This window comes from Corynebacterium sp. HMSC28B08, assembly GCF_001806865.1.
In the GTDB taxonomy this organism is placed as follows: Bacteria; Actinomycetota; Actinomycetes; order Mycobacteriales; family Mycobacteriaceae; genus Corynebacterium; species Corynebacterium auriscanis.
Genome location: NZ_KV786173.1, coordinates 1,455 through 19,174, shown reverse-complemented (window position 1 = coordinate 19,174; position 17,720 = coordinate 1,455). Strand labels below are relative to the sequence as shown.

Below are 17,720 nucleotides of genomic sequence, written 5' to 3'. Positions count from 1 at the left end.
CAAGAACAAACGATCAAAGCACAAACCCCGAACGCGAATAAGATCACTAGCCCCCAAACCCCAACCTCTAGCCCCCAGACTCCAAGCACCAGCCCCAGCCCCCAAGCACTAGCCCCAGCCCCAAAGAAGGAACCATGCACAACCCGCAGCGCTACGCCGTCATCGACCTGGAAACCACCGGCTTCAGCAAATCCGATCGCGTGATTGAGATCGGTGTGGTTCTGCTGGACCAAGCAGGCAACGTGGAACGAACGTGGGAGACCATAGTGCAACCCAACCGCGACATTCCCAATAGCTTCGTGCATAAACTCACGCCCTCGCACCTGGTGCATGCCCCTCAATTCGAAGACATCGCCGGGGAACTCGCGGAGATCCTTCACGGGCGCACCATCATCGCCCACAACGCGCCCTTCGATATCAGGTTTTTGACTACCGAGTTCGAAAGAATCGGTGTCACACTTCCTGCCTACGGCGCTTGGGTCCACGACACCCTGCCGCTGTGCCGCCAGTGCTTCCCGGAAACCAACGGATCGCTAGACAAGGTTGCCAAGCTTTTGGGCATCACCAACGACCGCCCGCACGCCGCTCTAGCCGATGCGCTGGCGACCGCGGAAATCTATCGCCACCTGCGCAATGACCTCGGCCGGGTGGCGTCCGGCGCCGCAAGTCTCGCCGTGCCACCCACAACTTATCCTCGCCGCGGGCGGGCGATCTCTCGGGACGACGCCACTGGGGCCGCGCCACACGACGGTAGTTGGCTGGCGGGCCTGGCGGCGAAGCTCCCCGGAGGGCGCGGAACAGCGGATTCCGACCGTTACCGCAAGCTGCTCGCAGCAGCACTTACGGATAGGCACCTGTCAGCCAGCGAGATTAAGCAGCTGGAGGAAAGCGCTGTCCGCGACGGGATATCGCACGATGACATCCTGGCGATTCACGAAGACTTCCTGCGGCAACTGTCGGTAGAAGCGTGGCTGGATGGAGTAGTCACCGAGGAAGAAAAGCACACCCTGCGCACAGTGGCTGGTCAGCTCGGCGTGGATGCGAACCTGACGGAACAGCTCATTGCCACGCCCCAAACTGGCGAACAAACCGTGGGATTAGCATTGACGCCGGGCGATCGAGTGACGTTCACCGGGCAACTGGACTTGCCCCGCGGCGAGTGGGAACAGCGCGCGAAGTCGGTGGGACTAGATGTCGGGGGAGTGACGAAGAAGTCCGTCCTTGTGGTTGCCGCTAACCCGGATTCCACCAGCGGGAAAGCGCGGAAGGCCCGCGATCTTGGCGTGCCGATTATCGGTGAGCGCGTGTTCGCGCAGTTGCTTTCCGCCATGACGGAGGCCGAGACGTCCCCGGAACCCGACTTGGATGCTGCTGGGGTGCACAGCACAGAGCCGCAGGAGATTGCGTTGTTCCCATGGCTGCGGGAGGTGGAATTCGAAGCAGGCGAAGAATTCGATACCTTGCGAGCCGCGGAGCTGTGGATTGAGCACCATCCGACACGCGCGTTGCATTCCCTTTCGCACGTGTTCGGGGGAGTGCAAGGGGAGGAAGCTCGCGGGCAGAACCACGGTGGAATGCTGGAACTGCGTGTAGACACCCCTACGGAACGGCGATGGATGGAACTGTTCGTCAACCCGCTGGATGCGAGTGTGATGGACCTGCAGGGCGTCAAAGGAATGGGGAAGCAGCGCGTAAGAAACGCTGTTGAGCGTGTAGTTCTGGCCGCGATCGACGCCGAAGAAGCGACCGGAGAGCATCTGGAAGATGACGATCGGTTGGGTGCGGGAATGTATGGGGGATTGGCTGATGAATTCTATGACTCCGAAGGGGATGGGGCTGGGGTTGAGTCTGTGACTGGGGCCGTGGCTACGGCCGGGGTTGCGACGCGCAGTGGGCTGCGCAGCGGCGAGATGCTGGCTAGTGTGCCCACGAATGAGGTGCGTTTGTGGTTGGGGTGGCTGCAGCTCAGCGGAATGAATGCGGAGGCTGCGGGGAGTGTGGTGCCTACCGCTGACGACTCGCTGGCGGAGTACGTGCCGAACCTGATCGACAGTTGCGGGGAGGTAGATCCGGTAGAGGATGTGTTCCGTGTGGCGGTGGACCCACTGCGTGCGGCAACGCGGGGTGACAACCGGAAGTGGTTGATCCTGATGGAGCGTTGGTTCGGCGCGGCCACGCTCGATGAGCTGGGGCAAAGGATGGGTGTGACTCGCGAGCGCGTGCGTCAGTTAGAAAAGCAGATGGCGGAGTAATTCGAGGCCCATCGGGATTTGTTTGACCTGGTTGTGGCGCGGATTCATCAGTGGATCGCGCCAATCGCCCGGGTGGAGCACGTGCGCAGGGACCTGCCGGCGCTGGCCGCGGTCGCTTTCGGCAGCGACGTGACCTACAACGACGTGTTCATGGCTGTGGGGCGCGTGGAGAACGAGGGACGGGCAACAGCGCCATGGACTGTTGAAGGTGGGTGGATTTGCGAGCCAGATTTTCCGCAGCGGTTGCGCGATGCCGTGGAGGCTACGGCGAATGAGGACGGCATTATTGCCTTGGACGACGCGGCGCGGGCCGTGGGCATCGATCGCGAGACGTTCGAGGAATTCTGCGCGCGAGAGATGATGGCGAAGTGGATGATCCTGGATGATCACGTAGTTGTCCGAACCGGTAGCCACCCGGATCGTGCGGTGGCGGTGCTGGCGCTGCAGGGCGAGCCGATGACAGCGGAGGACATGGTGGAGGCCAGTGGTGGCGGTAATGCCCGGAGCGCGGCCAACCAGTTCAGCGTGGATCCGCGATTGGTGAAAGTTTCGGCGTCGAAATGGGTGCTCGCGCGGTGGGAACACGAGGAGTTCAACAGCATCGCAGACTGGATTGGCCAGCGGATCGAGACCAGCGAGAACACGGTCGAGATTCCCGAGCTCGGCGAAATCCCTGCCGTAAGCGTCGCGGAGCTCGTCGCCGAGGCGGAAGCCAAGGAAGTCGCGGAAAGCTCGGTGAAGATGTACGCCAACGGTAGTGACTACCAAACCATCGATGGAATGGTCATCCGTCGGCCAGCGGAAGAGACTCAACGAGTGTCCCGCGCTCCAGAGGAAACTCGCGACCTCGTGAACATCGATGGTCACTGGCACCAGCTGGTGACGGTGACTCACGATCATCTGCGTGGCAGTGGTTCCAGCGTGGGGTCCGGCCTGGCCAATCACTTCGACCTCGGGTGGGGGGAGGAGAAGATCTTTGAGTCGCGCTTGGGTGACCAGCGGTTGGGTGTGAACAAGCTGGGGCAGACTAACACCTCCACCGTGCGGGGATTCCTCGAAGACCTGGGCGCGCAGGAAGGTGATCGCGTGTTTCTCCGCTTCGGCAACGACGGCACTTTCGACGTGATCCCAGCCCCGGCTGCTCGTATTGGAGCGGCAGCGGGACCGTCGGTGGGATCGGGTGGCTCGGGTGGCTCGGGAGATTCCGTCGACTCGCACGTTGGCAACTCGGGCGCTGGCGACTCAGGTGTTGGTGACCCAGGAGCTGGTGACGTGGGTGCTGGCGAGGCGCACCCACCTATCGCAATTGTTTATGACGCCCTCGGCCTGCCCGCCACCGATTTCCGCGGTTCACCGGAGCAGCTTTTGGAGCCGATCAATGTTGCCCTCGGGTTGCGTCCGGGAGCTCCTCGCCGACGGGCGGTCGCGTTGCTCACGCACCGTCGGCAAGAAGACCTCGCGGACATTGTGCGCGGGCTGAGCTAAAAACGTACTGCTGCAACCCATCGATCATTTTGCGTAAAAGCAAGTGTGTGCCTCCAACCTCGCTATTCTTAGAGCCATGAGCTGGAGTAATGGCGATTGGCAAGCCAAGCAGGAGCAATTCCGTAACGCAGCATACTTAAAAGAAAGCCTGATTCAAGAGGCACAGCAGCTGGCTCACAGTGATGACTTCCGGTCGGCTGGCCTGTGAATGTGATCGATATATGGCGTGATTCTGTGGTCGCTCTGTGGCGTGCAGGGCCCAACTCCGCACCTAAAGCTGTCGTCTCAAACCGGGTCACGTTACACAGAGGGACATAAGGTTTTGTATCCGATCGTGACCTGCCCCTCACACAGCTTCAGGGTCGGGAGGGAACGCCACCGCCCTGATAGCTGCGACCGTCTGCTCCTGGGTCAACGAGGAAACGTCGATGTTGGTAAACGCACGTCGGAGCCATGCTGCCTGTTGAAAGACTGGGAATTTGTTCAGCCTCCATCGCAGAGCACCAGACTCTTCAGTGTCCTCTTCTGCGCGGCGTCGGTGTTCTACTGGATCGATGTTCAGTACCACAGGCGTGAGTCGGACCGATGGATCAAGGTCGGACGTAATCTCCGACCAGTAGTCCTCCACCATCACAGTCTGGGGAACAACGATGGTCACGGGGCTGCCCTCCGGCAACTCCCGGAGGACAGCGTTGAGCGTGGTAGCCACAAGCTTTCTCCATGCGGGCCATTCCTGGAAGTCGTGGACGGGCACCACCGGCTGAAGAACAGGCCTTAGAAGAGCCCCGACCTCTTCAGGGTCAACGATCACCACACCGGGAACTTTTCGTGCCAACAACTTCGCTGCCGTCGTCTTGCCCGAACCGAACGCACCGTTGATCCATATGACGTGTGGCTGAGTCTGCTGCATGCGGGCAGTTTACCTTTCGATACCCGCTGCCTCACTCGAAGTGGCCTACTGCCACACACACGAGAAGGTCATGACATCACTAGGCGGCGAAACCGTTGATCAGCGCCTCGACGGTGGGCAAGCCGCTGATAGCCCTCCGACATCGGGACATGTCATCATGAGGCCATGAACAGCACGCATATGCTTCTGATCGGCGGGCGATCCGGTGTAGGAAAATCAACCGTGGCCTTCGCCCTTCATGACCTCCTGTCTGCACGCGGAGTCAAGCACGTCGTCATCGAGGGCGATGCGCTCGACCTCGCGTACCCTGCACCGTGGGAGCAGCAGATGGCAGAGCGAAACCCGACATCGCACAGCAATCGAACCGCTGACTCGGCGATTTCGTTTACGTTCGGCGTGCAGTTGCTCCGCCTGGCGCATGTTCTGCAGGCTAAGGACAGTGCATCTCAGGAATCATGCTGCGAACCGACCCACATCAGAGCGATGTTGCTACGGGGTGAGACATCGGGACAGCGCGTGGCCCTCCAATGAGCAAAGTGCCTGGTAGTCGACTGCATTCCCCCGAGCAGACCCCAGCTACGAAGGTAGACGACGGGTAGTCGCCTGGGCGTGTAGCTCGATGCTCGTGTGGCCGCCCTGTGGCCAAGCAAAAAAGGAACCGGCCCTGAGATCTAATCTCAGCGCCGGTGTCCTGTAACTGCGGGTACTGTCCCGCTATATGGGCTAAACAGTACCGCTCCCCCGAACGAAAGGCAAGTATCCAGTGCCCAGGCTGACATATTGTGCCGCCAGGCAGATCGAGCACGCCATCCCGACCGCCCGATTCCAGACCTACAGGCAGGCCACGGGAGACGTCGTCGAGGCGGCACGGCTCTACCTGTGGAACATCCAGGCCGCGAGCGCGTTGATGACGAGCTGGTCGAGGTTACGCAGACGAAGCTCTGGAGCGCGAACGGGCTCGCCAAGCTTCTCGACACCATCACGCAGGTGTAGAACAGCTACAACCCCCGGCTGCGCGTTGGCGGCGTCGTTCTCAACCAGCACGAGTCCCGCACGGTCGGAGGCGGCCACTGGGCGAGCGAAATCGAGGCGGCCGCCGAGGCGCGCGGCCTCTCGCTGCTCACCCCGCCTGTTCCAAAGCGGCAGTCAATCTCGGATGCGACTGAGGAAGGGCTCGGGCTCGACGAGGGTGGCCCGGACTGGCGCGAGCTCGCAGCGATCTACGACGGATACCTCAACCAGCTCACCGGAAGGAACTAAGAACATGGCCACGAAGCGAAGCGAACGCCGCACGTCCGCGCTCAGCGGGCAGACGCCCGTCAACACCCAGGCAGTGCCGGCAGCGCAGCCGACACCGACCCCGGCTGCGGAAGCGCCGGCAGCATCGACGCCGAGCGGGGGAGAGGGAGCGAGCAAGCTCACCCGCCCGAAGATGACCTACTACGCGGACAGCGACCAGAGCGGCCGCATCCGCGCCGCGTACTTCGCTGGTCGGGATAAGTACCGCTGGCGGAACATGACCGACATGCAGCTGCACGGCGTCATGGGCCTCGTCGAGGACCTGGAGCGTGAATTCAACGGGGGCAAGCACTTCGAGCTGATGCCCCCCGGCACCGGCCCCGTGGGCCGGCCGCTGGAATGACGAAAGCGAACCGCAATGTTTGAGAACCTGAACAACATCATCCAGTGGGTTGCGATCGTGGCTGCCGTCGCGTCCGTGATCCTTGTCATCTACTCCTTCGCCACGAGAAGCGTTATGGAACCCAAGACGGGAAGCCTCGTCATTGGCATCGTTGGCTTCATCGCTGCGGGCCTGATCTTCGTCCTGTCCGGCGGAGTGGTCACCTTCCAAGCGGCATAGTTCCGTGCACCGTACGTTCAGAGCGGCGGCGGCGGCCGCCGTTCTCACAGCGATACTCGCCGGATGCTCAGCGGGCGTCGACGAGCTGCGCGTGACCATCGACGGGGTGACGGTCACCGCCGAGCAAGCAACCAGCACCGAGGCGCAGCGCCAAGGGCTCAGCGGGCGCGACAGCGTGCCGGAGGGCACCGGCATGTGGTTCCCGCTCGAGCACGCACAGCGCACGGAGGTGTGGATGCAGGACACCCGTGTGCCGCTCGACGTCGTGTGGATCCGCGACGGGCGCGTGACGGGCGTTGTGACGCTCCAGCCGTGTTCGACGGACCCATGCCCCCGTGAGGCGTCCCCGGGTGTCGTAGACGCGATTCTTGAGGCCCCGGCTGGCACATTCAGCCATGTGTCGCCAGAGACAACCGTGCAGGTAGAGAGCGAGTAGGACAGATGGGCGTAGGACGGATTGACACCCCGCAGGCCAGGCAGATTGTGCAGACCGTCGCGGCGCAGCTCATCATCGGCTATGCGCCCCCGCATATGGTGGCGGCCGACGACCGGCGAAGAGCGGCGCAGCTCCGGAGGATCTTCGGAGACGACACCCACCCTGAGCCGAGCATCATCATCGGTGCGAGTGATGACCGGGGGATGATGCTGGGCGGCGCCGTGGTCGAGCCGTTCGTGTCCGACGAGCTGATATCGAAAGAGCCCGACGCCGCGCGGCAGTTCGCAACAACACACCGAATCCTCGCCGCCCTCTTCGTGCTGCCTGAGGCCCGCGGGTCCGGTATCGGCCGAGAGCTGCTTTCAGAGGCCGCGTACTGGGCTCTTCCTCATGGTGGCCGCTACCTCGACGGGTTCGTGGACGACCGGAATAATAGCGCGGACTTCTACCGCAGGTCCGGCGCGACCGTTGTCGGTCACAACACGGGACTCCCCGCACGGCGTCCCACCAACAGCGAGCTGAGCCATTACCCGGGCATTGACGGAACATGGTTTTACGTCGACGCATGGCGAATGCACCAGGGCAAGATCAACTGCGCGCGGTGCCGCGACGTGTTCGAGTTCGTCGACGAGGACGGCGGCTACCTCCTATGCCCCAACTGCGGGACGCCCGAGGCGAAGTAGCCACGCTCGACGTCTGATGTTCCCGTAACGATGTCACAGTGGGAACGAACAAGCGCTACCCGCATCTGCCGGCGCAGAGGGGCGAAGAGCGAGAGCTGCGCGAGGCGCGCAAGCGCGGGCCGCTGCGCACCCTCGATTCCCTCCAGCTTCGATTGCATGCGCAGCCGCTCACCATCGTTCCCGAGCAGATGACGATATGGGGTCACGCCTGGCTCCAGTTCGGGGATACGAACGTCCGGTGCGTCGTCCAGGTGAAACGTTGGACGGCCGACGCCGTGGGCGTCCAGGTGACGATCGACGGCGACAAGCTGCGGTGCTGGGTATGGCAGGGAGCATGTCAGCGAATCTCTGACCCGACCGACGTTTGGTAGCCCCGCTGTAAACGATCGCCGGGTTAGTGGACGGCTCCGAGTTCAATGCAGAGAACGCCACCGACGATGAGGACGATGCCGAGGCCCATCAGCCAGGTGAAGGGCTCTTTGAAGAGGAACTTGCTGAGGATGGCGGTGAGTGCGACGCCGGATGCGGCCCAGATGCCGTAGGCGACGCCGAGCGCCATGCCGCCGGCGAGGGCGAGGCTGAGCATGGTGAATGCGAGGACGTAGCCCACCGCCACGCCGACGTACCAGCGCTTCTTGTCGACGGCCATACGCAGGGAGAGCGTGCCGACGACCTCGAAGATGATTGCGCCGATGAGGAACAGCCAGACCATCACGCGACCTCTGCCTTCTTCTTGTGACCGGCCTGTGCGCCGAGTTCGACGCAGAGCACTCCGGCGATGACGACGACGATGCCGATGCCCATCAAGAGCGTGAGCGGTTCGCCGAAGATGATGAGGGAGAGGAGCGCCGTGAGTGCGACCCCGGAGGCTCCCCAGATGCCGTATGCGACGCCGAGGGCCATGCCGGTGCGCAGCACGAGGCTGAGGAACACGAAGGCGCCGATGTAGCCGGCTGCGACGAGTGCATAGAGGGCGGGTGCGTCGAGCGCCCCCTTGAGGGATAGTGAGCCGGTGACCTCTGCGGCGATCGCGCCGATGAGGAACAGCCAGCCTTTGGCTTTGTTGGTCACTGGGGGTCTCCTTCATTCACGAGTTGCAGGGCGATCGCGCGCAGGACGGATCGTTCGTCGTCGCGGACGGTGGGGATGCCGAGAGCAGCGTTGAACCATGCGCCGTCGGCCAGCAGGCGGGCGGCTCGAAGTGATGCGCGGCTCGCCGGGTCAGTGTCGATGTCGCTGCCGAGCCACGGGGTGAGGCGTTCCGCCCACAGAGCAGACAACCGCTCCCGCAGGTTCACGTCCGCGAGCAGGGCGAGATCGCTGGAGTCGAAGTCGCCATTGAGTGCGTAGTCGACGTACGCGCGCAGCTTGTCGATCGGCTCGGCATCCGTCGAGGCCCGAGTATGCAGATCCGCTTCCCAGCGGTCGATGATGCGGTTCACGACTGCGACAGTGAGAACTTCTTTCGTGCCGAAATGGTGGACCACCCCGGGCTTCGTCAACCCCGCCTCGCGAGCGACTGCATCGAGGGCGAGGGCATCGCCGCGGCGAAGGACTTCAACTGCGTGATCGAGAAGTTCGATTTTGGTTGGCACATTTCAAATATACCTACCATACGTATGGTAAGTCAACTTAGCTGCGGGCTCAGCCGTAAACGATCGTTTTCGGCGGCCTCGTCGACGTCGACGACCAGGTGTGAATGTTGACGCTCTTTGGCGGTGTTCTTGCGTTGTTGTTTGGCGGTGGCTATCCGATGACGAGGACGCTGGCGGCGGCTTCGACGACGTCGTCGGTGATGGTCTCGAGTTCGTTGATCTTGAGCACTCGTGCGATTTGGGGGAAGAGGCGTTCGAGGAGGCGGAAGTTGCCGCGAGTGATGCGTTCGATCGCGGCGATGGCTTGCGCGTCGGTGAAGTCGTCGGGGTCGAGGGTGCGGCCCAGTCGCTTCCAGCGACGTTCGAGGACGAAGAGGAGTTCGTCGCGGCCGAGGTTGCGGTAGCGGTGGGAGAACCCGAGGCGGCTGTAGAGCTGGGGGTAGTGCCGGAATCGTTGGTCGATGCCGGGCATGCCGATCAGGATGATCGCGGTGTGCTCACGGTCGTGCCGGTCTCGGAGGACTTCCAGGGCCGTGGGCGTGAGGCGTTCGGCCTCGTCGATGATGAGCAGCTCGACCCGCTTGCCCATGTTGTAGCGGCCGTGAGTCCCCGTAACTTTGCCGGTGGCGCGCAGGTGCTCATCGATGCAGATGCCCAGCCTGGTCTGCAGGTGGTCGATCTCATGGACGAGCTGCGCCGGCTTGGGGAGGACCGGTGGCGTGTAGAACAGGGTCCGGGATCGGTTCGCGGTGGCGTAATGCTCTGTGTCGGTCTCGCTCCGCGGTCCCCACTCGGTGATGAAGGGTTCCAGGGTGTCCCAGTGGGCGTATCGGCGGCCGGATTGCGTCTTGCCGACGCCGGCATCGCCGTGGCAGATGCCGATCGTGCGTTCCTTGCGGACGGCGTTGGCGAATTCGATGAAGCGGCGGTGTTCTTTCGTGACGATGAAGTCGCGGCTCATGGCTCGTCCTCTTCGTAGGTGCGTAGTCTCACCTGGCGTGGTGTCCGCGGCTCGGTTCGCGGCTCGTCACGGACGGCTGTCTGGGGGATGCGTTCGTTGATCTGTTGACGCAGCCGCCGACGGCGGGCGCGTCGGGCGGTCTCGATGTCGCGCAGGGAGAGTCGCTGGTTGGGGTGTGCTTCGTCGATCGCGATGCAGATGTGCGTGTCGTGGTCGTAGACGCGGATCTCGGACACGTCGCGCGGGTCGTACCTGATTGTCACGCTGCGTCCGACGAACGGCGCGAGTGTGGGTGAGAGGTACCGCTGGCCTTGGAAGTGGATGCCATCGCGTTGGACGACGCGGTTCTTCGGCAGGGTCAGCAGCAGCCCGTCGAGCTGGTCGAGGCTGTCGGGCATCCGCGGCAACCAGCCGTCACCGATCCAGGCCTCCTTCGGGCTGGCGCCGATCTCGCTGTGGGGGCGCTCGTTGTACTCGGTGACGAACCGGCCGATGGCCTGATCGAGGTCCGCGAGGCTGAGCTGCGGCTTCGGGGCTCGTGCCCGAGGGGTGAGGTGGCCGGGGAGGGTCGTGAGAAGTTCGGTGTTCACGGTGCCGAAGAATCGCTCGATCTTCCCGCGACCTTGCGGCCGGCCGACTGTCGAGTAGATCAGCCGGATCTTCAACGCCACCGCCGTGTACTCCAGATGCCTGCTGGTGAAGTCGCTGCCGTGGTCGACGTGGAGCACGTCGGGGAGACCGCACATCGCCCAAGCCGGGTTGGTCTTGCGCCAGATCGCCTGCCGCAATGCGAGCGCCGTGTTGATCGCCGAGGGCGCCCCTGTGAACACGGTGTACCCGCAGATCGCGCGCGAGTAGTCGTCGATCACGACCGTTAGCCAGGGGCGTTCCGGCTTCCCATCGGCGCCGACGATGAGGATGTCGAGTTCGGTGTGATCGGCCTGCCAGATCGCATTCGGTCGCTCGGCTCGGCGGCGGAACACTAGCTCGTGTCGGTCCCGGTACGCGGCTGGGCCGTCCAGCGCGAGGGTCACGAGTGCCGGGTCAAGGCGGTGCAGGATCGACCGGACCGTCGAATAGCTTGGACGGGCGCACCCGATGCGGTCGGCCTCGGCCATGGCGAGCCGGTGCAAGGCCGCCATCCCGGGACGCGGTTTGGTGAGTCCGAGCTGCTCAACGAACGCGACCAGGTCTGGGTCGGTGCGCCGGGTCCCCGCGTCCGCTCGCGCGCTCGGTTTCAGCCCGTCGATCCCCGCCACCGCGTAGTCATGGTTCCAGCGTTGAAGGGTGCGCAGACCGATTCCGGTCTCCCTGACCAGCGTGGCCAGGGGAATGTCATCCTCGACATGGAGACGCAGGATCCGCCACCGGGCCAGCGCGTCCATGGCACATCTAGTCGCCGACCGCTGCCGGGGTGCCGGTGGCGTGCTGATGACGGTAGAGCGTCGCTCTGGACCATCCGACCAGTCGGGCTGCGTCTTCGGCGGTGCGTCCCTTCGCGCGCGCGTCTCGCACGATCGCAAGCTTCTCCTTCACGACGCCCGGATCCACGGGTGGCCGGCCGAAGCGCGTGCCAGCCTGCTTCGCCGCGGCGATGCCGGCGTTGACTCGCTCGGTGATCAGTTCACGCTCGTACTCCGCCAGCGTCGCGAGCATGCCCAGCATCATCCGCCCGGACGAGGTCTCGGGGTCGATGCCATCCGAAATCGATCGAACCTTCACGTCCTTCTCGCGCAGCAGGTTCACCGTGTTCAGCACGTCGATGAGGGAGCGCCCGAGTCGGTCGATGCGCCAGACGACCACCGTGTCGCCGGGCTCCGCGTACTCCAGAAGTCTCTTCATCCCTGGCCGCTGCACCGCGGCACGGCTGCCCGAGGTCACGTCTGAGAAGACGTCCCTCGCCTCAACACCCGTCGCGCCCAGGGCGTCGAGTTGCAGGCGCGCGTCCTGACTGACGGTGCTCACGCGCGTGTACCCGAGAAGCCTCACCCGATCAGCATGCCTCACAAACTCCTGTCGCGCGACCCCGTGAGGCAGAGCGCGATGAGGCAACTTTTCGAGACGTTCTCAGCGCCCGAAATTGTGCGACGACGGCACCCTTTGACGCATCGCTCATCATGTCTCATTTAGCTAAAGGTTTACAAGACATCTACGGCGAACGCACTGAAACAGGGCGCTCCTGCGAGAATCGACCCGAAAACTGTCTCGTATACCTGTCTCACCGTAATGTGTTCCACCTTCTTCCAATCTGGGGTTTGGTGAGGCATGATGGTGGTCATGAGACTGTTGGGCTACACCCGGGTGTCCACCGTCGGTCAGGATCCGACTCTTCAACACGACGCCTTGGTCACCGCCGGGGTTCAGGACCGTGATGTCTTCAGCGATGTCACCTCCGGGGCGAAAAACGCTACTGAGCGTCCGGGGATGAAGAAGCTCCTCGCCTACGCTCAACCCGGTGACACGGTGGTGGTGTGGCGCATCGACCGGCTGGGCCGGTCCCTACTCGATGTACTCAACACGGTGAACCTGTTACGCGAACGAGACGTGAAAATCAAGTCCGTCTCCGACGGCATCGACCCGGAGACCTCCTCGGGCCGGTTGATGCTCGGCATGCTGGGCACCCTGGCTGAGTACGAACGAGAACTGATCACCGAACGCGTCAACGCCGGCATCGCCGCAGCAAAGTCCAACGGCACCCGCTTCGGCCGACCACCTGTGGATCCAGAGGTGGTCGACCGCAAACTCGCCATCGTCGCCGAGGAACGAGCCAAAGGCCGCAGTGCCGAAGACGCCGCGAGCATGGTCGGCTGGTCACGGGCGACACTGTACCGCCATCTGCAGGGCGCCAAACGACGACAGTCAGCACTGCCCGCCTGACACGGACACAATGACCAGCGCGTGAGGTGACGGTGATGGACGAGATGCAACGCTGGGAGATCCTCCGGCTCCACATCGAAGACGACATCACCCTGACCGACCTGGCACAGGCCACCGACATCAGCACCCGAACCCTATCCCGGTGGGTAGCCCGATACCGCGCCGACGGAATCCGCGGGCTACGCAACACCACACGATCCGACGCCGGAGCCCATCGCATATCCGCGGAACTCGTCGCCTACATCGAACACCTTGGTCTCACCAAGCCACGCCCATCGATCGCCGCCCTGCATCGCCTCGTGAGCTGTCGAGCACAACAACTATCGCTGAAACCACCCAGCTACGCCACCGTGCGCAGCATCATCCAAGCCCTTGACCCGGCGATGGTCACCCTCGCATTGGAGGGCCCGACGTCCTACCGAGATCGACACGAACTGGTCTACCGGCACCGGGCTGAACACCCCAACGCCATCTGGCAGGCCGATCACACCCAACTCGACATCCTCATCCAGAACCCGGACGGCACCCCGACTCGCCCCTGGCTCACCATCATCATCGACGACTACTCCCGGGCAGTGTGCGGCTACATGGTCACCACCACCGCACCCTCGGCAATGAACACCGCCCTGGCACTACGCCAGGCGATCTGGCGAAAAACAGACCCCACCTGGGCGATGTGCGGTATTCCCGACGTCCTCTACGTCGATCACGGCTCCGACTTCACCAGTGGCCATATCACGTACACCACGACAGCACTGAAGATCCGGATCATCCACTCGACCATCGCCCGTCCGCAGGGCCGCGGCAAGATCGAGCGGTTCTTCAGCACCGTCAACACCGAACTTCTCACCACCCTGCCCGGCCACCTCGCCCCCGGCGTCCGCAACCCACACCCCGTACTAGACCTGACGAGCCTGGATACCGCCGTCGGCGAGTTCATCAGCAGCTACAACCAGCGCACGCATTCTTCAATCAACACCAGCCCGAAAGCCGCGTGGATCGGGCAGGGGTGGATCCCCAGAATGCCGGAGAACCTTGAAGAACTCGACGGACTCCTGCTGCGGGTCTCCACCCACCGCCGAGTCCAGCGAGACGGCATCCACTTCCAAGGCCAGCGCTACATCAGCCCGACCCTGGCACCTTTTGTCGGCCATGACGTCACCATCCGCTACGACCCGCGGGATCTCTCCGAGATCCGGGTCTACGACCACGACACGTTGCTGTGCGTCGCTGTCGATGAAGACCACCCCAACCAGCGCTACAGCCTGGCCGATATCCAGGCCGCTCGTCGACGCCGACGGCGTCAACTACGTGCCGGGATCAACGAGCGCATCCCCATCCACGAGCCACGCCCATCAGACCTTGCCCCTGTGAACCCCGATGTGAGCGCCGAAGCGCCACGGCCGCGTGGTCGTACGTCTCGCCTGCGGACCTATGAAGAGGACCTGTCACCATGAACCGCGACTTCATCGTCACCAAAGAGCACCGCCGCTTCGTCGAGTTCGCCAACGCGATCCGCAAAGACGCCACCATCGGCATCTGCCACGGTGATGCAGGAGTCGGCAAAACACAGTCCGCCAGACGCTATGCCCACTGGGATGCTCTGGGCTCGTTCATTGACGACTGGGGTCCACGCAGTGAATCTGACCTGGCCATCTACGCGACGGCTCATCGGGCGCGCACCGTGTTCTACACCCCTGAGGTGCAACCGAAGTACCGGACGTTGATCCGTGACATCGAATTTTACCGGGGCAAACTCGACGTCTGCATCATGGAGCATCTGATGGCCACCGGACAGCGGGACAGGCTCCACATGCGCAGATCCAGTGGCGAGAAGCTCACCCAACTGATCATTATTGATGAGGCAGAACGTCTGCCTCCCACCGCCCTGGAGATGCTGCGCGACATCCACGATCGTGACGGTGTGGCGATCATGTTCATCGGCATGCCCGGTATTGACCAGCGCTTCCGGCACTACCCTCAGTTGTTCAGCCGGCTGGGGTTCTCGCATCGCTACCGTGCCCTGGGCAAAGACGAGCTGCTGTTCGTGCTGAACCGGCACTGGAGGCGCCTGGGTAGAGAATTGAACCCGGAGGATTTCACGGATGCGCAGGCCATCGCCGCGATCGAGCGGCTGACCCGCGGCAATTTCCGTGTGGTGGAGCGATTGTTCCCACAGATCAAGCGAGTGTTGAAGATCAACGAGTTGGAGACCATCACCGACGATGTGATTGAAGCTGCCGCCAGCACCCTGGTACTCGGCCACTGACCAGGTCAGTACGACACATAGTGATCAAAAAAGCAGGCCACATAGCGATCACATTCACAGGCTGGCCCCCGGATGAAGCAACTAAGCGCGGAATTCAAGAACGCCGGTTTTGCGGGCAAAGACGAAAATCAACGCTTGTGGGATGAGTTCTCTCACGCACGTAGCACTTTCTACGAACGCCAGAATCAATACTATGAACAGCGAGATTTAGAAGCTCAAAGGAATGCGTCACAAAAGAGAAGAATCATTTCTGAGCTTCAATCGCTTCTTGGAGCCCAAGACTTTCGCGAGCCCGGCCAGCGGACGAAATCATTGCATGCAGAATGGAAAGCCATTGGGTTTGCTGGTCATGACGAAAACCAGATGCTGAACGATCAGTATTACTCCATTCGTAATGAATTTTACGAACAATCAAGACTTCACTGGGAACAGCGCTCTATGGAAATGGAGTTGAACAAGAACAACCGGATGCGGCTGGTAGATCAAGCCGAGTTCATAGCCGATCATCCTGACCCGAAAAGTATGAGTGGCGATATGCGGACACTGCTGCAGCAGTGGAGGGAACAGCGCGGTCCGCTCAAAAAAGAAGATCGGGAAGAACTGAACCGGCGGTTCTGGGCGGCCAAAGATCGTTTTTATTCACGCCGCGACGCGCAGTTCACGCAAGGCCAGAATCAGTGGTCGTCCGGAAAAGGGGAGAGGTCCTCGGTGCAAGACGATCCAGCATGGAGGCCGAAAGACAAGATTGATGCCATCAAGCACCTTGAACAAGCCATCCGAGACAAGGAACAGGCTGTTCGACATGCAGATGCGCATTTCGAAAAGGTGCGCTCGCAGGGTCGTAGTTGGCTTCTACCTTCTAAGCAGAATGAACGTATCGCCAAAGCCGAACAATGGCAGCGAATTCATCGCGAGGAATTGGAAAAACTCTACAATCGTCTATACAAACTCCGGAATCAGACATAGTCGCCTTCTTACGATCCACCTGTGCCGGCATTTTTGAGCCGTCATTAGTGCAGGCGGTGGCCATGCAGATTAGTTTTCTATTGGAATGAACTACGGTTAATAGTGATACTTTTTCTCGATCGTTGTTTCCAACGAGGCGTAAATACCAGTCGTGGCGACTAGTATCCGGCTGCGGCACATTGTTGAGGGTCAATGTAACCGTGGCGGCAACCGTATTCGAATTGGAGCTGTCCACTTCCTTTATTTGGCGTGCCGTCTGGAGCAGTGCCGTATCCGCACTTGTATGCGGGGCAAGTCCCGCCGTTAGTGTACGGCACTTCCGATGGATCGAGACCGGCGCCACGTTCTGATTCCATGTATGTGTCAGCCCCTGGCTGGTTGACGCAGAAATCCGTCGCTCGAATTGTTCCGTCGGACATGCGAGATGGGCCCGGCGTGCCTGGTAAGCACTCGATAACGTATGGCTCTTGAGTTGGCGCTGCTGCGGGCGTTTCAGAAGAAGCCTCTGTAGGTACGGGACGCGGGGCGGTAGGTGATGGAGCGGGTTTCAACGGTTGAGTCGTGGTAGATAGAGCCGTAGACGCGCTGGGAGCGTTGCTGGTGGTAGCAGGTGTTGTCGTTGTGGCTTCGTCGTTGCTTGAACATGCACCCAGGGTTAGCAGGGGCATGATGAGTGTGGTTGTGAGTGCCTTGTGAAGTTTCATGTTGCGTTATCCCCATAAGAGACGTGAATAGTGCTGAAAGTGAGCTGGAGTGGTGCCCCAGATGAGACGCGAACTCACTCTCGACCGGCTGCACTCATTCACTGAGAATCCTCCGGATTAGAAAATACCTTAGCTCGAACAGCGAACTAAGGAGGGATAAATGGGGTGTTGATCCCACATAACGGCAGCACCGAAGGCGCGGATTCAAGCCAACTACACCATGACCAAGGGACGGTGTACAGAAGAGAAACGCGGTGCGACAAGGTAGGCTCCATAGAGTTTTAAGGAGGGTGAGCCATCTTGTGGAACAATGCTCAGGTTCTTGTTCTTTTCGCTCGACATAATGAGACATTTGAGGAAGACTTCGTGGGTGTGGCCCTCACCCGTGAACAGGAAAAGGCCATGGGAAAGCATGTTGATTCCGATACCGTCACGTGCTGGACGGAGCGGGTTACGCTGCAGGGCTGGGAAGGGGAATTGAATGAACACAATTTCCCCCAACCTGTTTTTTTGGTTTTTCGTGCCGGAGCTGCGCAAGGCGAGAAACGTGAGGAAGATGGGTTGGACCCAGAGATTCTTGGTGCTTTCGTTTCTCGTGTCGCCGCCGAAGTAAAGGTTGAGTCACTAGAGCGTGCGAACTCGATTAGTATACCTAGCAAGTTTCACATCTGGGAGTTGCAATTCGGCTGGCTCGCAGAACCATACAGGCACAACGGCCCAC

Annotated in this window: 23 protein-coding genes; 14 read left to right on the top strand and 9 right to left on the bottom strand. The window is 61.7% G+C overall.

Annotation, left to right across the window (positions count from 1 at the left end):
• Positions 1 to 134: 134 nt before the first annotated feature.
• From HMPREF3098_RS08115 to HMPREF3098_RS11975, 3 genes are all read left to right on the top strand, one after another.
• Positions 135 to 2,252, top strand: a complete 2,118-nt coding sequence (locus HMPREF3098_RS08115) for an exonuclease domain-containing protein (protein WP_070434726.1) — start codon at positions 135 to 137, stop codon at positions 2,250 to 2,252.
• An 18-nt stretch (positions 2,253 to 2,270) separates the two neighbouring features.
• On the top strand, positions 2,271 to 3,737 hold the full coding sequence (locus HMPREF3098_RS08110) for a hypothetical protein (protein WP_070434725.1): 1,467 nt from the start codon (positions 2,271 to 2,273) through the stop codon (positions 3,735 to 3,737).
• 76 nt (positions 3,738 to 3,813) lie between these two features.
• The gene (locus tag HMPREF3098_RS11975) at positions 3,814 to 3,945 is read left to right on the top strand and encodes a hypothetical protein (RefSeq protein ID WP_256364850.1); all 132 of its coding nucleotides are present in this window, start codon (positions 3,814 to 3,816) and stop codon (positions 3,943 to 3,945) included.
• 138 nt (positions 3,946 to 4,083) lie between these two features.
• Here HMPREF3098_RS11975 and HMPREF3098_RS08105 read toward each other — a convergent pair whose 3' ends face one another.
• A complete protein-coding gene (locus HMPREF3098_RS08105) occupies positions 4,084 to 4,647 on the bottom strand; it encodes a P-loop nucleotide/nucleoside kinase family protein (RefSeq protein ID WP_070434724.1) in 564 nt (187 codons plus the stop codon).
• A gap of 165 nt (positions 4,648 to 4,812) precedes the next feature.
• On the opposite strand from HMPREF3098_RS08105, the gene HMPREF3098_RS11895 reads away from it, so the two are divergent.
• Positions 4,813 to 5,178: an adenylyl-sulfate kinase gene (locus HMPREF3098_RS11895; protein ID WP_228073762.1), complete on the top strand. Its 366-nt coding sequence runs from the start codon at positions 4,813 to 4,815 to the stop codon at positions 5,176 to 5,178.
• A 342-nt stretch (positions 5,179 to 5,520) separates the two neighbouring features.
• On the opposite strand, the gene HMPREF3098_RS08095 is transcribed toward HMPREF3098_RS11895, so the two are convergent.
• Positions 5,521 to 5,718 carry a hypothetical protein gene (locus tag HMPREF3098_RS08095; protein ID WP_070434722.1) on the bottom strand — a complete coding sequence of 66 codons (198 nt, stop codon included), beginning with the start codon at positions 5,716 to 5,718 and terminating at the stop codon, positions 5,521 to 5,523.
• A gap of 193 nt (positions 5,719 to 5,911) precedes the next feature.
• On the opposite strand from HMPREF3098_RS08095, the gene HMPREF3098_RS08090 reads away from it, so the two are divergent.
• The 5 genes from HMPREF3098_RS08090 (at position 5,912) to HMPREF3098_RS08070 (ending at position 7,998) form a co-directional block, all read left to right on the top strand.
• A complete protein-coding gene (locus HMPREF3098_RS08090; protein ID WP_070434721.1) occupies positions 5,912 to 6,289 on the top strand; it encodes a hypothetical protein in 378 nt (125 codons plus the stop codon).
• Between the two features lie 15 nt (positions 6,290 to 6,304).
• Complete coding sequence (locus HMPREF3098_RS08085; protein ID WP_070434720.1) at positions 6,305 to 6,508, top strand: hypothetical protein; 204 nt, start codon at positions 6,305 to 6,307, stop codon at positions 6,506 to 6,508.
• A gap of 91 nt (positions 6,509 to 6,599) precedes the next feature.
• Complete coding sequence (locus HMPREF3098_RS08080) at positions 6,600 to 6,944, top strand: DUF192 domain-containing protein (RefSeq protein WP_200818375.1); 345 nt, start codon at positions 6,600 to 6,602, stop codon at positions 6,942 to 6,944.
• A gap of 5 nt (positions 6,945 to 6,949) precedes the next feature.
• The gene (locus HMPREF3098_RS08075; RefSeq protein ID WP_070434718.1) at positions 6,950 to 7,627 is read left to right on the top strand and encodes a GNAT family N-acetyltransferase; all 678 of its coding nucleotides are present in this window, start codon (positions 6,950 to 6,952) and stop codon (positions 7,625 to 7,627) included.
• A gap of 38 nt (positions 7,628 to 7,665) precedes the next feature.
• Positions 7,666 to 7,998, top strand: coding sequence for a hypothetical protein (locus HMPREF3098_RS08070; RefSeq protein ID WP_046746590.1), 333 nt, complete (start codon positions 7,666 to 7,668; stop codon positions 7,996 to 7,998).
• Positions 7,999 to 8,021: 23 nt separating this feature from the next.
• On the opposite strand, the gene HMPREF3098_RS08065 is transcribed toward HMPREF3098_RS08070, so the two are convergent.
• The 6 genes from HMPREF3098_RS08065 to HMPREF3098_RS08040 form a co-directional block, all read right to left on the bottom strand.
• Complete coding sequence (locus HMPREF3098_RS08065) at positions 8,022 to 8,339, bottom strand: DMT family transporter (RefSeq protein WP_046746591.1); 318 nt, start codon at positions 8,337 to 8,339, stop codon at positions 8,022 to 8,024.
• Positions 8,339 to 8,698, bottom strand: coding sequence for a DMT family transporter (locus tag HMPREF3098_RS08060; protein ID WP_046746592.1), 360 nt, complete (start codon positions 8,696 to 8,698; stop codon positions 8,339 to 8,341). The genes HMPREF3098_RS08065 and HMPREF3098_RS08060 overlap by 1 nt, the downstream gene beginning before the upstream one ends.
• A complete protein-coding gene (locus tag HMPREF3098_RS08055; protein ID WP_070434717.1) occupies positions 8,695 to 9,222 on the bottom strand; it encodes a TetR/AcrR family transcriptional regulator in 528 nt (175 codons plus the stop codon). Before HMPREF3098_RS08055 ends, HMPREF3098_RS08060 begins: the two co-directional genes overlap by 4 nt.
• Positions 9,223 to 9,373: 151 nt before the next feature.
• Positions 9,374 to 10,183 (bottom strand): AAA family ATPase, encoded by an 810-nt coding sequence (locus HMPREF3098_RS08050; protein ID WP_070434716.1) that lies wholly within the window; start codon positions 10,181 to 10,183, stop codon positions 9,374 to 9,376.
• The gene (locus tag HMPREF3098_RS08045) at positions 10,180 to 11,568 is read right to left on the bottom strand and encodes a Mu transposase C-terminal domain-containing protein (RefSeq protein WP_070434715.1); all 1,389 of its coding nucleotides are present in this window, start codon (positions 11,566 to 11,568) and stop codon (positions 10,180 to 10,182) included. The genes HMPREF3098_RS08050 and HMPREF3098_RS08045 overlap by 4 nt, the downstream gene beginning before the upstream one ends.
• A 7-nt stretch (positions 11,569 to 11,575) precedes the next feature.
• Positions 11,576 to 12,172, bottom strand: a complete 597-nt coding sequence (locus tag HMPREF3098_RS08040) for a recombinase family protein (protein WP_070434801.1) — start codon at positions 12,170 to 12,172, stop codon at positions 11,576 to 11,578.
• Positions 12,173 to 12,448: 276 nt separating this feature from the next.
• On the opposite strand from HMPREF3098_RS08040, the gene HMPREF3098_RS08035 reads away from it, so the two are divergent.
• The 4 genes from HMPREF3098_RS08035 (at position 12,449) to HMPREF3098_RS08020 (ending at position 16,295) form a co-directional block, all read left to right on the top strand.
• Positions 12,449 to 13,060 (top strand): recombinase family protein, encoded by a 612-nt coding sequence (locus tag HMPREF3098_RS08035; RefSeq protein ID WP_228073766.1) that lies wholly within the window; start codon positions 12,449 to 12,451, stop codon positions 13,058 to 13,060.
• 35 nt (positions 13,061 to 13,095) lie between these two features.
• A complete protein-coding gene (locus tag HMPREF3098_RS08030; RefSeq protein WP_070434714.1) occupies positions 13,096 to 14,517 on the top strand; it encodes a Mu transposase C-terminal domain-containing protein in 1,422 nt (473 codons plus the stop codon).
• The gene (locus HMPREF3098_RS08025) at positions 14,514 to 15,329 is read left to right on the top strand and encodes an AAA family ATPase (protein WP_070434713.1); all 816 of its coding nucleotides are present in this window, start codon (positions 14,514 to 14,516) and stop codon (positions 15,327 to 15,329) included. Before HMPREF3098_RS08030 ends, HMPREF3098_RS08025 begins: the two co-directional genes overlap by 4 nt.
• A gap of 72 nt (positions 15,330 to 15,401) precedes the next feature.
• Positions 15,402 to 16,295 (top strand): DUF349 domain-containing protein, encoded by an 894-nt coding sequence (locus HMPREF3098_RS08020; protein WP_070434712.1) that lies wholly within the window; start codon positions 15,402 to 15,404, stop codon positions 16,293 to 16,295.
• Positions 16,296 to 16,453: 158 nt separating this feature from the next.
• Here HMPREF3098_RS08020 and HMPREF3098_RS11890 read toward each other — a convergent pair whose 3' ends face one another.
• The gene (locus HMPREF3098_RS11890) at positions 16,454 to 16,651 is read right to left on the bottom strand and encodes a hypothetical protein (RefSeq protein WP_246815898.1); all 198 of its coding nucleotides are present in this window, start codon (positions 16,649 to 16,651) and stop codon (positions 16,454 to 16,456) included.
• A gap of 648 nt (positions 16,652 to 17,299) precedes the next feature.
• On the opposite strand from HMPREF3098_RS11890, the gene HMPREF3098_RS08015 reads away from it, so the two are divergent.
• Positions 17,300 to 17,720 (top strand): hypothetical protein (locus tag HMPREF3098_RS08015; protein ID WP_210385961.1); only part of this gene is annotated, 421 nt, incomplete at its 3' end.

Excerpts from the sequence above, each read along its gene's own strand:
- HMPREF3098_RS08115 (WP_070434726.1), top strand. The coding sequence starts at position 135 with ATGCACAACCCGCAGCGCTACGCCGTCATCGACCTGGAAACCACCGGC.
- HMPREF3098_RS11975 (WP_256364850.1), top strand. The coding sequence starts at position 3,814 with ATGAGCTGGAGTAATGGCGATTGGCAAGCCAAGCAGGAGCAATTCCGT.
- HMPREF3098_RS08105 (WP_070434724.1), bottom strand. The coding sequence starts at position 4,647 with ATGCAGCAGACTCAGCCACACGTCATATGGATCAACGGTGCGTTCGGT.
- HMPREF3098_RS11895 (WP_228073762.1), top strand. The coding sequence starts at position 4,813 with ATGAACAGCACGCATATGCTTCTGATCGGCGGGCGATCCGGTGTAGGA.
- HMPREF3098_RS08090 (WP_070434721.1), top strand. The coding sequence starts at position 5,912 with ATGGCCACGAAGCGAAGCGAACGCCGCACGTCCGCGCTCAGCGGGCAG.
- HMPREF3098_RS08085 (WP_070434720.1), top strand. The coding sequence starts at position 6,305 with ATGTTTGAGAACCTGAACAACATCATCCAGTGGGTTGCGATCGTGGCT.
- HMPREF3098_RS08075 (WP_070434718.1), top strand. The coding sequence starts at position 6,950 with ATGGGCGTAGGACGGATTGACACCCCGCAGGCCAGGCAGATTGTGCAG.
- HMPREF3098_RS08065 (WP_046746591.1), bottom strand. The coding sequence starts at position 8,339 with ATGGTCTGGCTGTTCCTCATCGGCGCAATCATCTTCGAGGTCGTCGGC.
- HMPREF3098_RS08050 (WP_070434716.1), bottom strand. The coding sequence starts at position 10,183 with ATGAGCCGCGACTTCATCGTCACGAAAGAACACCGCCGCTTCATCGAA.
- HMPREF3098_RS08045 (WP_070434715.1), bottom strand. The coding sequence starts at position 11,568 with ATGGACGCGCTGGCCCGGTGGCGGATCCTGCGTCTCCATGTCGAGGAT.
- HMPREF3098_RS08035 (WP_228073766.1), top strand. The coding sequence starts at position 12,449 with ATGATGGTGGTCATGAGACTGTTGGGCTACACCCGGGTGTCCACCGTC.
- HMPREF3098_RS08030 (WP_070434714.1), top strand. The coding sequence starts at position 13,096 with ATGGACGAGATGCAACGCTGGGAGATCCTCCGGCTCCACATCGAAGAC.
- HMPREF3098_RS08025 (WP_070434713.1), top strand. The coding sequence starts at position 14,514 with ATGAACCGCGACTTCATCGTCACCAAAGAGCACCGCCGCTTCGTCGAG.
- HMPREF3098_RS08020 (WP_070434712.1), top strand. The coding sequence starts at position 15,402 with ATGAAGCAACTAAGCGCGGAATTCAAGAACGCCGGTTTTGCGGGCAAA.
- HMPREF3098_RS11890 (WP_246815898.1), bottom strand. The coding sequence starts at position 16,651 with ATGGAATCAGAACGTGGCGCCGGTCTCGATCCATCGGAAGTGCCGTAC.